Below are 12,725 nucleotides of genomic sequence, written 5' to 3'. Positions count from 1 at the left end.
CTTCTTACTCACCATCATATCTACCTTTTTTGACATAAGTTATCCACAACCCTGCTAAACGGTAATTTCCTTAACAATAAAAAAATGGCTATACCTAGCCACTTTGCCTTGTTTTATTGATTTACGACAATCTTTTTTAATAAAAGTATATCCATTTCATGTTTGTCTAGGCCTGTCCACGGCTTCGTTCAATTTTACCTCTTGCTCTGTATTACGTGCTACTTGTTCATATAGAGTATCTAATTTTCGGTTTCCACATTACATACACCTTGCCCCTAAAAAACATTATAGGGCCTTTAGAGCCAAAGCTTCAGCAATAAAACGCAAAGGAACCAAGGTACGCTTGTTTACCAGAGAAGGCTGGGTAGAAAAACAGCAACGGCTTAATTGGCTTTGGCTACCCTGTAAACAGCTTTGCTTGCCTAAGCGCTTTCCCTGGCCCCCTGTTCCTTTTCTGCCTGTTTCTGGGGCTGGGCCTGGAGTTCTGCCCGGCCAGACCTTACCTGCAGCAGGCTTTTTTCCAATACTTCCTCCACGTGTTTCAGCAGGTCATCAGAATACTGGTAAGCTCCTATCTTTATTTCCCTGGCTACCGCATTGGTTTGCTCTACGATTGCCTGGGCCTGTTCCTGTGCTTGCTTGACAATCTCATCCTGGCCGGCCATTTTGGCAATTTCCTCTTTCGCCTCTTTGATAATTCGCTGCGCTTCCAATTTAGCTTCTTCCAGGATTTTTTCGCGCTCCAACACTATTGCCTTGGCTTGTCGCATTTCTTCCGGCAGGGAGGTACGGATGTGGTCGATCATATCCAAAATCAACTCATCATCTACCAGCACCTTACCGACCAATGGAAGTTTTGTGCTTTCCTCGATAACTTCCTCCAACTCATTTAAAACGTCAAGGATATCCATCTTCTACTCCCCCTAAAATATTATTTACCGGGTAAATTTTTCTCGTAAGCGTTTCTCTACAAAAGGCGGGACAAAATCCCGTACGCAACCGCCATAAGCCGCTAATTCCCTGACTACACTTGAGCTGAGAAATGAAAAGTTAGGCTGGGTCATAAGGAAAACTGTTTCAATGCCTGGCTTTAGTTTCTTATTTGTCAAAGCCATCTGAAATTCGTTTTCAAAGTCCGAGATTGCTCGCAGACCTCTGATTATGGCGTGGGCTCCTTTCCGTTCCGCATAATCGACAGTTAAACCATAAAAGGAATCAACCTCTACGTTTGCATAACCGTGTAACACAGTATTAAGCATGTCCACTCGTTCTTCTATGGTGAACAGAGGCTGCTTCCGCGAATTTTTCGAAACGGCAACGATAACTTTGTCAAAAAATCGTGAAGCCCTTTCAATAATGTCCATATGACCGTATGTAATAGGATCAAAACTTCCCGGATATATTCCTATTTTCACTCCCGACGCCTCCTCCAATGCTCGTCCACCGTCACCATTTCGTTACCCCGTAGAAATTCAAAGCAATATTACCATATTTTTCGGTCCTGTATTTCTGCAGGCGCAGGACTCTCTCAGGAAGCTGATCCAGGGTACTGCTTTCTACGACTACGATACCGTCAGGTTTTATCAAATCAAATCGGCATATATTTTCCAAAGTGGAACGTTCAAAGTACTGTAGATAAGGCGGGTCCGCAAAAATTATATCAAACTTTTTTTGCCTTTTACCAAGTAAAGATAACGCGCGTTGCACATCCTGCCGGTAGACTTCCCCAAAATCTGCTAACCCGGTATGTGCAAGATTCTCCAAAATAACTTTATATACACGGACATCCTTTTCAATAAAAACAGCTTCACTGGCTCCCCTACTGAGAGCTTCGATGCCAATGCTTCCTGTTCCTGCAAACAAATCCAAAAAAACTGAATTAATTACTTTTTCGCCCAGAATATTAAACAACGATTCTTTTACCCGGTCAGTCGTTGGCCTGGTATTCATCCCTCTAGGCGCCTTTAACTTACGTCCTTTGGCAATTCCGGTAATTACACGCAAAGAATCCTTTACACTCCCAAAATAGCAAATGTCAGAATAATATAAGATTATAACATAAATCTCCAAAAAAATCGAATTATTTATAACCAAAATATCTGCTAAAGCCCGTATAAAAAGCCAAAATTTTGTTAAACTACAAATAAATACTCATGTAAACCTGGAGGCAGGAGCTTCCCTCCCCCATTAGCAGCTCTTCCTCCGGTTTCTCCTCTCCCACCCACCGGAACGGTAAAAATGCTTCCGGTGGGTTAATTAATGAGTTCATCACTTTTGTACATTTTTTCACAAATTTCTCGGTAATCCCCTTTACAGGGCACTCAAGATGTAATATTATAGAGTAGATGAATTTTGACGATAACCAATTATGCCTGTTTTGGAGGGAACAACTCCTTGGCCTCGACAGAAATCAACAATCGACATATTATATGTATCTCATCCGTGGACTGGGATCCACTTTGGACCCGCAAACAGCAGGTAATGTCGAGATTACCTGAAAGTAATACTATTCTATACGTCGAGCCCCCAATAACTTTATTATCCCCTTTTAAAGACCCTTCCATGTGGTCCAAATGGCGGGCTTGGTTTAAGGGTATCCGACCTTTGCCGGCACAAAAAAATATTTTTCTTTATTCTCCACCTGTGACCCTTCCTTTTGGGAACAAGTCCAGGTTGATTAACCGGATTAACCAGTGGTGGATTTCTTTATTTTTAAAAAGAGTCATTTCCAAGCTGCGGATCAGAAATCCCATTCTCTGGACCTATATGCCCAATACGGCTGATTTATTAAATTACATAGAGCATGACCTCCTCGTTTACGACTGCGTAGACGAACATTCAGAGTACACCGGTCTTATTAATAAACAGGTTATGATTGATATGGAACGAGACCTGATGGCCGAGTGCGACATCGTATTTGTAACTGCCCCAGGCCTTTATGAGGATAAAAAGGCCTTTGCCAAAAACATTTACTATTTGCCGAATGCTGCGAATGTAGAGCATTTCAATAAAGCCCTGGCGCCGGAAACAAAAATACCGCCGGACATCCGGAATATCCCCAAACCGATAGTGGGTTTTGTGGGTGTTATTCAGGACTGGATAGACCTGGATCTGATAAAGGCCATAGCCGTAAGATATCCCGAGTGGTCTGTAGTGTTGGTTGGCCCTGTTGGCGTAGGGGTCGATATTTCAGGCTTAGCTGCCCTGCCGAATGTTTATCTGCTGGGGCGTAAAGACATCAAAGATTTACCGGGATACCTAAAAGCCTTCGATTTATGTATCAACCCATTTAAATTAAACGCATTAACAGACAAAGTCAGCCCGCTGAAATTTTATGAATACCTTGCTTCCGGCAAACCCATTGTCTCCGTGGATATGCCAGGGGTTCGTGAATTTTCTGATATAATCTACATAGCCCATAACAGAGAGGAATTTGTTGACTTTGTAAAAATGGCTATAAATACTGAAGATGAAGGTAAACAAAAGAAAAGGCTGGCCGCGGCAGCCCGGAATTCATGGGAAAGCCGCGTCAGGTTTATGATGGAGAAAATTAACCTTTGTTTTAAATAATTTCCTAATCTTTAAAAGGAGGAATTGTCGTGTCCAACAGTTCTAAAAATGTGAAGGTGGCAATTTTCGGATTGGGTTTTGTGGGCCTCCCTCTGGCGCTAAGCTATGCCCTTAGAGGCTGCGAGGTTATCGGCGTCGACGTAAACCCACACCTGGTTGACCAGCTCAACAACGGTATTACACATCATCTGGAAAAATACCACGATATACCAATTCAGCAAGTACTGAAGGATATGCTTGCTGCCAAAAGGTTCAGCGCCACTTTGGATGCCGGGCATGCCCTGAAAGAATGCAATAACTTTATTTTGACCATTGGCATCCCCGTAACAGATAAAGGCCATGATTTCAGTCACGTGGAATCCTGTTCACGCGCTGTTGCATCCGGCCTGAAACCCGGCGACCTGGTTATTGTTCGCAGCACCCTCATTCCGGGAATGACCCGTAATTTCGTAAAACCCATTTTGGAAGAATCAGGTCTCAAGGCCGGGGAAGACTTCTATTTGGCCTATTCCTCAGAACGAATTGCCGAAGGCAAGGCCTTTGACGAGTTTGAAAACATGCCTACTCTGGTTAGCGGTATCAACGAAGCCAGCTTACAAAAAGCCATGGAATTGATGAGTATAGTAACCAAGGCAGAACTGGTGCCGGCAAGTTCTTTCGAAGTAGTTGAATCAGCCAAAGTTATGGAAAACATCTCCCGTGATGTCAACATTGCCATGGTTAACGAGTTTGCGCGCTTTACCAAGGCCCTGGGCATTGATATCTTTGAAGTGATTAAAGTTGCCAATACCCATAAACGGGTAAAGCTATTAATTCCGGGCCCCGGTGTGGGAGGTTATTGTATTCCCAACGCCCTTCATTACCTGGCGCCAAAAGCTGACGAGTTAGGCGTACCTTTGAAGCTTCTCAGAACCGCCAGAAAAATAAATGAGGAAGTTCCGGCTTTTGTGGCCAGTCTGGTAACAAAAAACCTGCCTGTACCACCCAGTAAGGCCAAAGTGGCAGCCCTGGGTATCGCCATGAAGGATTATTCCAGCGACGACAGGCAAAGCCCGGCCCTTGACGTAATTAAGATACTGCTCAATTCCGGCATAAAAGTTGCTGCTTTTGACCCCGCTGTACCGTCAAAACATGCTTTTCAGGTGGATTCCCTGGAAGCTGCCGTCAAGGATGCCCATGGTATCATCGTACTGGCCAAACAAAACGGCATCGGATACAATAACTTTAAGCTCTTCAACGAGCTGATGAGTAAAGTGGGCACACCCTTTATAGTCGATACGAAAAACCTGTATAACCGCGACGAAGTTGAGGCCGCCGGCTTCAAATTAGAATCCTTATAGACCAAAAACTTCACCGGCTGTTAAACCGGTGAAGTTTTTTTATTTGGAAGCTCCCGGCCTGCCAGCCGCAGAAAGATCATGCCTGCGGTTGCCGAAACGGCCGAACCGGTAATAATAGCTATTTTTGCTGTTGATAATAAATCCGGATTGATAAAAGCCAGGCTGGCAATGAAGAGGGACATGGTAAACCCAATACCGCCGAGAATACCCGCACCGTATATATGACGCCAATGTACATCCCTTGGCAAAACAGCCAGTTTGGCCTTGACCATTATGTACGAGAAACCGGCAATGCCAATCTGCTTCCCCAAAAACAAACCCAGGATAATACCTAGGAAAACAGATGTTTTCAGTTGGCTTGCCAAATTACCCAAGTTAATCTCAACCCCTGCGTTAGCTAAAGCAAAAACCGGCATGATTAAATAAGTTACCCAAGGATGCAGAGAATGCTCCAGTTTATGCAGGACCGAGGCTTCCTGCGAATCAGATTCCACCGGAATAAGCATGCCCAAAATCACCCCGGCAATGGTAGCATGTATCCCGGACTTCAGTATCGCCAGCCAAAGGACTCCGCCTAAGATCAGGTAAAAAGATATTTTCTGCACTTTTAATTTGCACCCAATAAATAAAATCAGCGCTACAATCAAAGCTGCCGCCAGAGCCTTTACAGATATATGGGCTGTATAAAATAAGGCTATGACCAGGACCGCACCTATGTCGTCGACTATAGCCAGCGCGGTAAGAAACAACGCCAAATTCCGGGGAACGGATCTACCGACAAGAGAAATGCAGCCTAAAGCAAAAGCGATATCAGTGGCCATGGGAATTCCCCAGCCAGATATTGCATCACTGCCGGCGTTAAACCAAGTAAAAATAAAGGCGGGTACCACCATACCCCCAACAGCCGCCCCTACCGGTAAAGCAGCTTTTCGTATGGAACTTAGTTCCCCGGCCACAATCTCCCGCTTAATTTCCAGACCTACCACCAGGAAAAATATTGCCATCAACCCGTCATTGATCCACAGAATTAACGGTTTTGACAGGGCAAGGCCATCAAAACCTATCGTAAATTTGGCTCCAAAAAGAGCATCATAAATCGGCTTCCAGGGTGAGTTGGCCCAGATCAAAGCAGCGACAGTGGCTATTAACAGAAGGATACCACCAGATGACTCCATTTTAAAAAATTCTTCAAACGGCCGGATAGCTTTGGCGGAAATAATTCTGATTGCTTTTATACCCTTTTTTGCTTTCCTGATCACGCAAATCCCTCCAAAAAGCAATTTTAAAATGAACAAAAGTCTCTATACGGAACTTAAAGGAAACTTTTATTGATATCCGGAAATCATGCTTTGAGGTTATCCACAATTTTACCTCAAAGCATAATTCCCTAGATATTAAAAAAGAGTAGTCTGAAAAAGACTACTCCCCCCTAGAAGTCGATTCCTTGCATCCCGGCTGCCGTAGATCAGCGGTCCTTGGCCCCACTGTATCCTTAGGCCCTTGGGCTTTAGCGCCCCCAGCTTTCACTGGGTTTACATCAACACTGAGAACATATGCTTTTTTCACAATCTTTATTTTACTAAAATTCGCCCTTCCTGTCAAACAAGTGTATAAATTGAGCTTAATTGGACATCTTATTTTTTAGTCAGGTAAAAGGAGGCTACCATGAAAAGGAGCGAATTCTTAAAAAGATTTGGCATTAAGCTTGATATGGCCGTGGAAGCCCATGATCTCATCAGAGGCGAAACAGGTCGGGAAATTCCCGGCGTAAAAATGGATAAACAAACCTTTTCCCAGGGGGAAATTACTGTTATTAACATCATGGAACCCTTGGGAGCCCAGATTATGGGTAAGCCAATCGGTACATACATTACTATAGATGCACCGGTTATCCGTGAAAACAACAAGCTTGCCCATAAAGAGGTTACCGCTAAGCTGGCCGAACAATTAGGTAGCATTTTAAACCTCAAACCGGAGGACAGCGCCCTCCTGGTAGGATTAGGAAACTGGAACGCAACACCTGATGCACTGGGTCCTAGGGTTATTCATTATAGCCTGGCTACCAGGCACCTGCGCAAATACGGACCACAAGAGATATTTGGCGTTCTCCGCCCGGTAAGCGCCCTGGCTCCGGGAGTACTAGGAATAACCGGGATAGAAACTGCGGAGATTATCAAAGGGGTTGTGGACAGAGTTCAGCCTAACCTGGTTATAGCTATTGATGCACTCGCAGCGCAAAGTGTAGAGAGAATCGGGACATCTATTCAGATAGCCAATACGGGCATCAACCCCGGCTCCGGTGTAGGCAATATCCGAGCCGGTATAACCCAGGAATTCTTGGGAGTACCCGTCATCGCTATCGGTGTGCCCACCGTAGTAAACGCTGCTACGATAGCACAAAGCGTATTGGACCAATTTATGCAACAAATAAACCAAAATCCGGTACTGGCGAAAACTGTGGCTAATTTAAACCCGATCAGTGTCGATCAAGCTATTAAAAACGTTCTGCAGCCATATCAGGAAAACTTAATGGTAACACCAAAAGAAATTGATGATCTGATTAATAACATCGGAAAGATAATTGCCGCCGGTATCGGTCAGGCGCTGCATCCTTCTGTCGCTCCTGAAGACCTGGAAATGCTCGTACACTAAAAAATCTGGCACAAGTCAATGCATAAAACAGACGGGCTAAAAGCCCGTCTCGGTAATTACTTTAGCTTACTGCTGCTTACCTGCCAAAGACTGCTCGTAAGCAGTGATCATTTGTCTAACCATGTTACCACCAACGGCACCACAGTCCCTGGAGGAAATATGGCCCCAGTATCCGCCCTGGATCTGGTTTTGAACGCCTACCTGAGCAGCTATTTCATATTTGAACTGTTCCATAGCCTTTTGAGCTTGAGGTACTATCAAGCGGTTACTCTTTTGACCGGCTCCCATTTAAGTCACCTCCTTTTTGTTTGTCTGGTTCTAGTATAAGCTTGTATCAATACCCTTATACTAGAATGATTTACTTGGCCTGTTGTTAATTTCCATAGTGGTTATTTATATCGATTAGATATCATATCCTGATTTTGATTAAAACGTTTCCTTATCAACAGTTTTTCAGGTAGGGAGCACTCAGACCCAGAGAGTTTTTTAATATTTCCTGTCAATACTTCCTGCTTTTTTTAATTGTTTTTTAACATCAATAATTTTCTTCATCCTCACCTCCTTACTTTTATTTTCAACTTTAATAACAAAACTATGCTCTACAATTATTAGGTAAATTTTCAGGATTTGTGATTCAATTTCTTTTTCAATAATTTGACGTTTTTGCGGGAATAATACCGGTGAATGTTAATAAAATAAGGAAGTGATTTCGGGATTTGATTACACTATCTATTGACGGTCAAAAAGTAGAAGTTGAACCAGGCACTTCAATTTTGGAAGCAGCCCGTTTAAATGGAATTTACATCCCCACCCTCTGTTATCTGAAAGAGTTAAATGAAATCGGGGCCTGCAGGGTTTGCCTGGTGGAAATAAAAGGCGCCCGAACACTACAACCGTCCTGTACTTATCCTGTAGCGCAGGGTATGGAAGTTTTTACTCATTCACCGAGGGTAATTAAGGCCCGCAAGCTGGTTCTGGAATTATACCTGTCCAACCATCCTTTTGAATGCCTTACATGTGTAAGAAATCAGCGCTGCGAATTACAGTCCCTGGCTGAACGTTACCATGTGCGGCATTTAAAAGTGCATGGAGAATTAAAACGCTATCCTATCGATGACCAGTCACCGGCCATGGTGCGCGAGCCGTCCAAATGTGTCGTCTGCCGCCGCTGCATCAGGGTGTGTAAAGATGTGCAGGAAATTGGCATATACCAGTTGGTCGAGCGGGGATTTGATACAGTTGCCTCACCGGCTTTTAAGAAAAGCCTGGCAGAAACCCCTTGCATTTACTGTGGCCAGTGCTTACAGCTTTGCCCGACTGCAGCTATTCACGAAAAAGAGGACTTGGAAGCTGTCTGGCGGGCCCTGGCTGATCCTGAGAAACATGTGGTTATCCAGACAGCGCCCTCAATCAGAGGCACCCTTGGCGAAGGCTTCGGCATGCCGGCAGGCTCCTTGGTAACAGGAAAAATGGTAGCAGCTTTAAAGAAACTTGGCTTTGCCAAGGTCTTTGATGATTGTTTCGGAGCGGACATAGTTTGTATTGAAGAAGGAGCAGAACTTATTCACCGTCTGGAAAACGGCGGCCCGCTGCCGCAGTTTACCTCCTGCTGTCCCGGGTGGCTGCGCTTTGCCCTGTTGTTTTATCCCGAATTAATTCCACACATATCCAGCGTGAAATCACCTCAGCAGGTTTTTGGCGCCCTGTTGAAAACCTATTACGCTAAGCAAAGCGGCATCGACCCGAAAAAAATATTCAGCGTATCTGTCATGCCATGTGTGGCTAAAAAATGGGAACGGCAAAGAAAGATAGGGACTCATGACAGCGGGTATCAGGATGTAGATGTGGTACTAACCACACGGGAACTTATTCAGATGCTGCGCAGTGCCGGAATCAACCTTGCCGAATTGCCTGATGAGGAATTTGACAACCCAATGGGCTATGCATCCGGCGCAGGCATCGTTTTTGGTTCGGGCGGTGGAGTATTAGAAGGTGTAATGCGGACCGTTTACGAAAAAATGACAGGCAAAAAGCTGCAAACACCAGCCTTTAAAGAAGTGCGGACTTTGGAAAAAATTCGAGAGGCAGAAATCGACATAGGAGGTAAATTATTGAAATGCGCCACTGTACGGACAACCGGGGAAACACGCCGTTTAATTGATAAACTAAAACGCGGGGAAGCACACTATGATTTTGTTGAAGTCATGGCCTGCCCCGGCGGCTGCGTCGGCGGCGGAGGGCAGCCCGTATACCCCGGCCTGGACCAATGGGACCAACAACTGAAACAACGTTACAAGAGGGCTGATGCTCTCTTTGAACAGGATAACTTAAAAAATACAGGACAGCCCATGATAACCCGTGGATTAAAAAATTATACGAAGAATTCCTCGGTGAACCCCACGGTGAAATGTCCAAAAAACTTATTCATACATCTTATACAGAAATACCTCTGTACAATCTGGAAGGCACCGCTTCCAGTGTAGACCAAGGGTGAGGGCTGGATCACGTTTTTCCGAGATTGGGGCCAGCAACGGTTTACCAGGTTTAAACATTGCATGGCCTGCGAAACAATCTACTTATTGTGGCAAGCCTGGCAGACGCCCCGCTCATTCATCCTCAACAGTGCTGACGAGGTGGAAGTACCGCCGTTAGACCGGGTCCAGGTTATGGTTGAGACCTTTTCCGTACCATGGGCATAATGGCAGGTCATACAGGAAACCACGCCTGGGTTAGTGCCGTTCTTTTCTAAAGGTAAGCCGTTATTTGGATTGTAGTTCGGCAAGGTTGACGGATCCATACCCACCCGGTGCCGTTTGTAACTCGTATAAATACCGGTGTTGATATCACCTGAACCGGCAGTGGTAACATTAAAGTCAGTATGGCAGGCCCCGCAAAAGTCATTAAAACCGGAGTTGTATTCTACAGTTTCATCACCCAAAGGATTCGTTACAGTAAGGGTTGGCGCCAATCCCGTTACTCCGTTAACCGTGGAAAGTAGTTGTCTTGAGTTAGGAGTTCCATGGGGGTCATGACAGTTACTGCATGATTTGGTAAAAGTCGTATTGGGGTCTCCGCCGGGAGCGCCGGTTACACTTTGACTTTTCACATCATGGGCAGATGTTACAGGAGCCATTTGGTAAGTGGCTAAATCACCTTCTACTGTTACCACATTGATAAAACCACCGCCGGAAGCCCGGTAAACAACCGGGTTTCCTGCTGCGTCTGTGGTTCTGATAGCGCCGTTTACAACATCATATTTGCTGGCCCCACCCAACTTATGGCAAAAGACGCAGGTTTCATAAACAGAGTTATCCACCCCATCCAGGGTGAAAGCGATCAGGTTCGGCGCTTGAGCGGTATGGGTACTGTGGCATTGGCCGCAGGCATTGGTATCAGCGGAGTAGTTGCCGTGGGGACCGTTGGTGGAAGCCACTGCTATACCTGTGCCAAGCAGAAAAGAAACAATCACGGTCAAAGAAAATGCTAATTTCCGCAAAAGACTCCCCCCGTTCAAATTTATTTTTCAAATACAGAAATACGCTTGTTTTTAGTTTCCACAACATATAGCCTGCCGGCGGCATCTATCAATATATCATTGGGAAGCCCCAACTGACCGTTTTCTTTGCCGGGGCCACCTAAGGAATAAAGCGCTTCGCCATCCCCGTTATATGCATAAATAGTTCCAGTCAAAGGTGCAGTAGCATAAATAATACCTTTGGCATCAATAGCTACCCCCCTGACAGTTGTAATACCTCCTACCCGGTCATCTTTGCCGCCTATTGTTTTTAAATATCGCCCGTTTTTATTAAAAACGACAATTCTGTTATTTCCGGAATCGGCTACATATAAATTTCCAGCCTTATCAACAGCCATACCATGCGGATATTTCAGTTGGCCTCGCCCGGTGCCGAAACTACCCATAGTCCTTATAATTCTCCGCTGCGGTAAATCACAGACCAGAATTCTGCTTTGATATACATCGGCAATATACAGATATTTACCGTCAACCAGCAAACCACCCGGAACCATACCTTTTTGCCCTTTAATTTTCAAGGTTCCCAACTGTTTGCCCGTTTTCGAAAAGATCACTATTTGTCCGGTACCCATATCGCTTACATAGAAATTACCGCCATACAGGGCTATGCCATAAGGCGACCGAAGCCTGCCAAATACTCCGGCCAGGCGCCCCCCCAAACCAAAAACTTTAATGTTGCCGGCATCCTGATCAACCACATAAATTCCTTTTTCACGTATAACTGCCGTAACCGGATATTGCAGCAAAACTCCCGATTTGGCATCTCCATACATAGCAAATTTAAACCCGGGAGTAGACATTTTTTTCTGCTGAGGCCCCATAAAATCAGTAACCTGGTTAATCAGATTAATATTATTCAAATACAAAAAGGAAAAGCCGATAAGGCAGATCAGCCCTATTGACAAAACCGTGTTGATTAAGGTTTTCTTTTTCATGACTTTGGGTTGCCACCCTTTCCCCCATTATTATAGTTTTTTCAATGCCTCTTTTGCCTTATCCATATGTGGGTCAAACTTCAAAGCCCGGTTATAGTACTCCCGAGCTTGGGCATCATCGCCCTGTTTCTCATAAACCCTGCCGAACTGGAACATCAAATCGGCATTGGTCGGATAGTATTTTTCCACCAGCCTGAATTCTGCCAATGCTTTTTCATACAAGCCTTTTTCTGCATACACATAGCCCAGAGTCGCTCTGGCTTTGAGGTCTTCAGGGCGCTTTCGTTTTATTTGTTCCAATATTTTTTTAGCTTCATCAATTTTTCCAACCTGGATTTTCAGCAAGGCCAGGTTGTATTGGGCTGAGATATTATTTCTATCCAAATTCAATGCAGCAAGATACTCCCGTTCAGCCAGAGTATAGTGCTTTTTCTGCATGTATACCCATCCGAGATCGATATGGGCCTGGGGGTCGTCGGGATTTTGTTCAACCTGGGCAATTCCCCGCCTATAATCGATATCTAACTTAGAGACAGGGTTCCCCCCATCCCAAAAGTACATATGCCCGATTAACAAACCGGTACCGATAAATACAATAACTGATAGTATAATGATGAGGATGGCAACTTTGATACTGACTACGTCTTTTGCGGCGGATTCTTGGTTCACTGCTGCCAAAGCTAAAACCCCTTC

At 44.8% G+C, this 12,725-nt stretch carries 11 protein-coding genes, 1 pseudogene and 1 riboswitch; of the genes and pseudogenes, 4 read left to right on the top strand and 8 right to left on the bottom strand.

The genetic code is table 11. The features are described 5' to 3' along the window. Nucleotides 1-422: 422 nt before the first annotated feature. The 3 genes from ACSNJE_RS14590 to rsmD are packed head-to-tail and all read right to left on the bottom strand — an operon-like array spanning nucleotide 423 to nucleotide 2,004. Nucleotides 423-911: an ATP synthase subunit B family protein gene (locus tag ACSNJE_RS14590; RefSeq protein ID WP_013120934.1), complete on the bottom strand. Its 489-nt coding sequence runs from the start codon at nucleotides 909-911 to the stop codon at nucleotides 423-425. A 24-nt stretch (nucleotides 912-935) separates the two neighbouring features. Further along, on the bottom strand, nucleotides 936-1,415 hold the full coding sequence (gene coaD / locus ACSNJE_RS14585; protein WP_013120935.1) for a pantetheine-phosphate adenylyltransferase: 480 nt from the start codon (nucleotides 1,413-1,415) through the stop codon (nucleotides 936-938). A 31-nt stretch (nucleotides 1,416-1,446) separates the two neighbouring features. Further along, nucleotides 1,447-2,004: a 16S rRNA (guanine(966)-N(2))-methyltransferase RsmD gene (gene rsmD / locus ACSNJE_RS14580; RefSeq protein WP_013120936.1), complete on the bottom strand. Its 558-nt coding sequence runs from the start codon at nucleotides 2,002-2,004 to the stop codon at nucleotides 1,447-1,449. A gap of 600 nt (nucleotides 2,005-2,604) precedes the next feature. On the opposite strand from rsmD, the gene ACSNJE_RS14575 reads away from it, so the two are divergent. Together ACSNJE_RS14575 and ACSNJE_RS14570 are read left to right on the top strand one after the other, a co-directional pair. Continuing rightward, on the top strand, nucleotides 2,605-3,570 hold the full coding sequence (locus tag ACSNJE_RS14575; protein ID WP_495252950.1) for a glycosyltransferase: 966 nt from the start codon (nucleotides 2,605-2,607) through the stop codon (nucleotides 3,568-3,570). 29 nt (nucleotides 3,571-3,599) lie between these two features. Beyond that, nucleotides 3,600-4,910, top strand: a complete 1,311-nt coding sequence (locus ACSNJE_RS14570; RefSeq protein WP_495252949.1) for a nucleotide sugar dehydrogenase — start codon at nucleotides 3,600-3,602, stop codon at nucleotides 4,908-4,910. A gap of 20 nt (nucleotides 4,911-4,930) precedes the next feature. Here the strand turns inward: ACSNJE_RS14570 and nhaA are convergent, their stop codons facing one another. Continuing rightward, complete coding sequence (gene nhaA, locus ACSNJE_RS14565) at nucleotides 4,931-6,169, bottom strand: Na+/H+ antiporter NhaA (protein WP_495252948.1); 1,239 nt, start codon at nucleotides 6,167-6,169, stop codon at nucleotides 4,931-4,933. A gap of 183 nt (nucleotides 6,170-6,352) precedes the next feature. Beyond that, nucleotides 6,353-6,456: riboswitch (cyclic di-GMP riboswitch) on the bottom strand. Nucleotides 6,457-6,575: 119 nt separating this feature from the next. On the opposite strand from nhaA, the gene gpr reads away from it, so the two are divergent. Next, nucleotides 6,576-7,562: a GPR endopeptidase gene (gpr, locus tag ACSNJE_RS14560; protein ID WP_013120940.1), complete on the top strand. Its 987-nt coding sequence runs from the start codon at nucleotides 6,576-6,578 to the stop codon at nucleotides 7,560-7,562. Nucleotides 7,563-7,628: 66 nt separating this feature from the next. Here gpr and ACSNJE_RS14555 read toward each other — a convergent pair whose 3' ends face one another. After that, a complete protein-coding gene (locus ACSNJE_RS14555) occupies nucleotides 7,629-7,850 on the bottom strand; it encodes an alpha/beta-type small acid-soluble spore protein (RefSeq protein ID WP_013120941.1) in 222 nt (73 codons plus the stop codon). Between the two features lie 428 nt (nucleotides 7,851-8,278). Between ACSNJE_RS14555 and ACSNJE_RS14550 the strand changes: the two are divergent. Next, nucleotides 8,279-10,056, top strand: a pseudogene (locus ACSNJE_RS14550) (NADH-dependent [FeFe] hydrogenase, group A6). Nucleotides 10,057-10,134: 78 nt separating this feature from the next. Here ACSNJE_RS14550 and ACSNJE_RS14545 read toward each other — a convergent pair. Genes ACSNJE_RS14545 through ACSNJE_RS14535 form a run of 3 tightly spaced genes read right to left on the bottom strand, consistent with a single transcriptional unit; the run spans nucleotide 10,135 to nucleotide 12,701 of the window. Then, entirely contained in the window at nucleotides 10,135-11,058 is a 924-nt protein-coding gene (locus ACSNJE_RS14545) for a cytochrome c3 family protein (protein WP_052218862.1), read from the bottom strand. A gap of 20 nt (nucleotides 11,059-11,078) precedes the next feature. Next, the gene (locus ACSNJE_RS14540; RefSeq protein ID WP_052218863.1) at nucleotides 11,079-12,032 is read right to left on the bottom strand and encodes an SMP-30/gluconolactonase/LRE family protein; all 954 of its coding nucleotides are present in this window, start codon (nucleotides 12,030-12,032) and stop codon (nucleotides 11,079-11,081) included. A 30-nt stretch (nucleotides 12,033-12,062) separates the two neighbouring features. After that, nucleotides 12,063-12,701, bottom strand: coding sequence for a tetratricopeptide repeat protein (locus ACSNJE_RS14535; protein WP_495252951.1), 639 nt, complete (start codon nucleotides 12,699-12,701; stop codon nucleotides 12,063-12,065). Nucleotides 12,702-12,725: the final 24 nt, after the last annotated feature.

Source organism: Thermincola sp. GK-1, assembly GCF_059412445.1.
This window is presented reverse-complemented; position numbering and strand designations above follow the sequence as displayed.

Coding starts and splice junctions, on each gene's coding strand:
- ACSNJE_RS14590 (WP_013120934.1), bottom strand. CDS start 911: ATGGATATCCTTGACGTTTTAAATGAGTTGGAGGAAGTTATCGAGGAA.
- gpr (WP_013120940.1), top strand. CDS start 6,576: ATGAAAAGGAGCGAATTCTTAAAAAGATTTGGCATTAAGCTTGATATG.
- ACSNJE_RS14555 (WP_013120941.1), bottom strand. CDS start 7,850: ATGGGAGCCGGTCAAAAGAGTAACCGCTTGATAGTACCTCAAGCTCAA.
- ACSNJE_RS14540 (WP_052218863.1), bottom strand. CDS start 12,032: ATGAAAAAGAAAACCTTAATCAACACGGTTTTGTCAATAGGGCTGATC.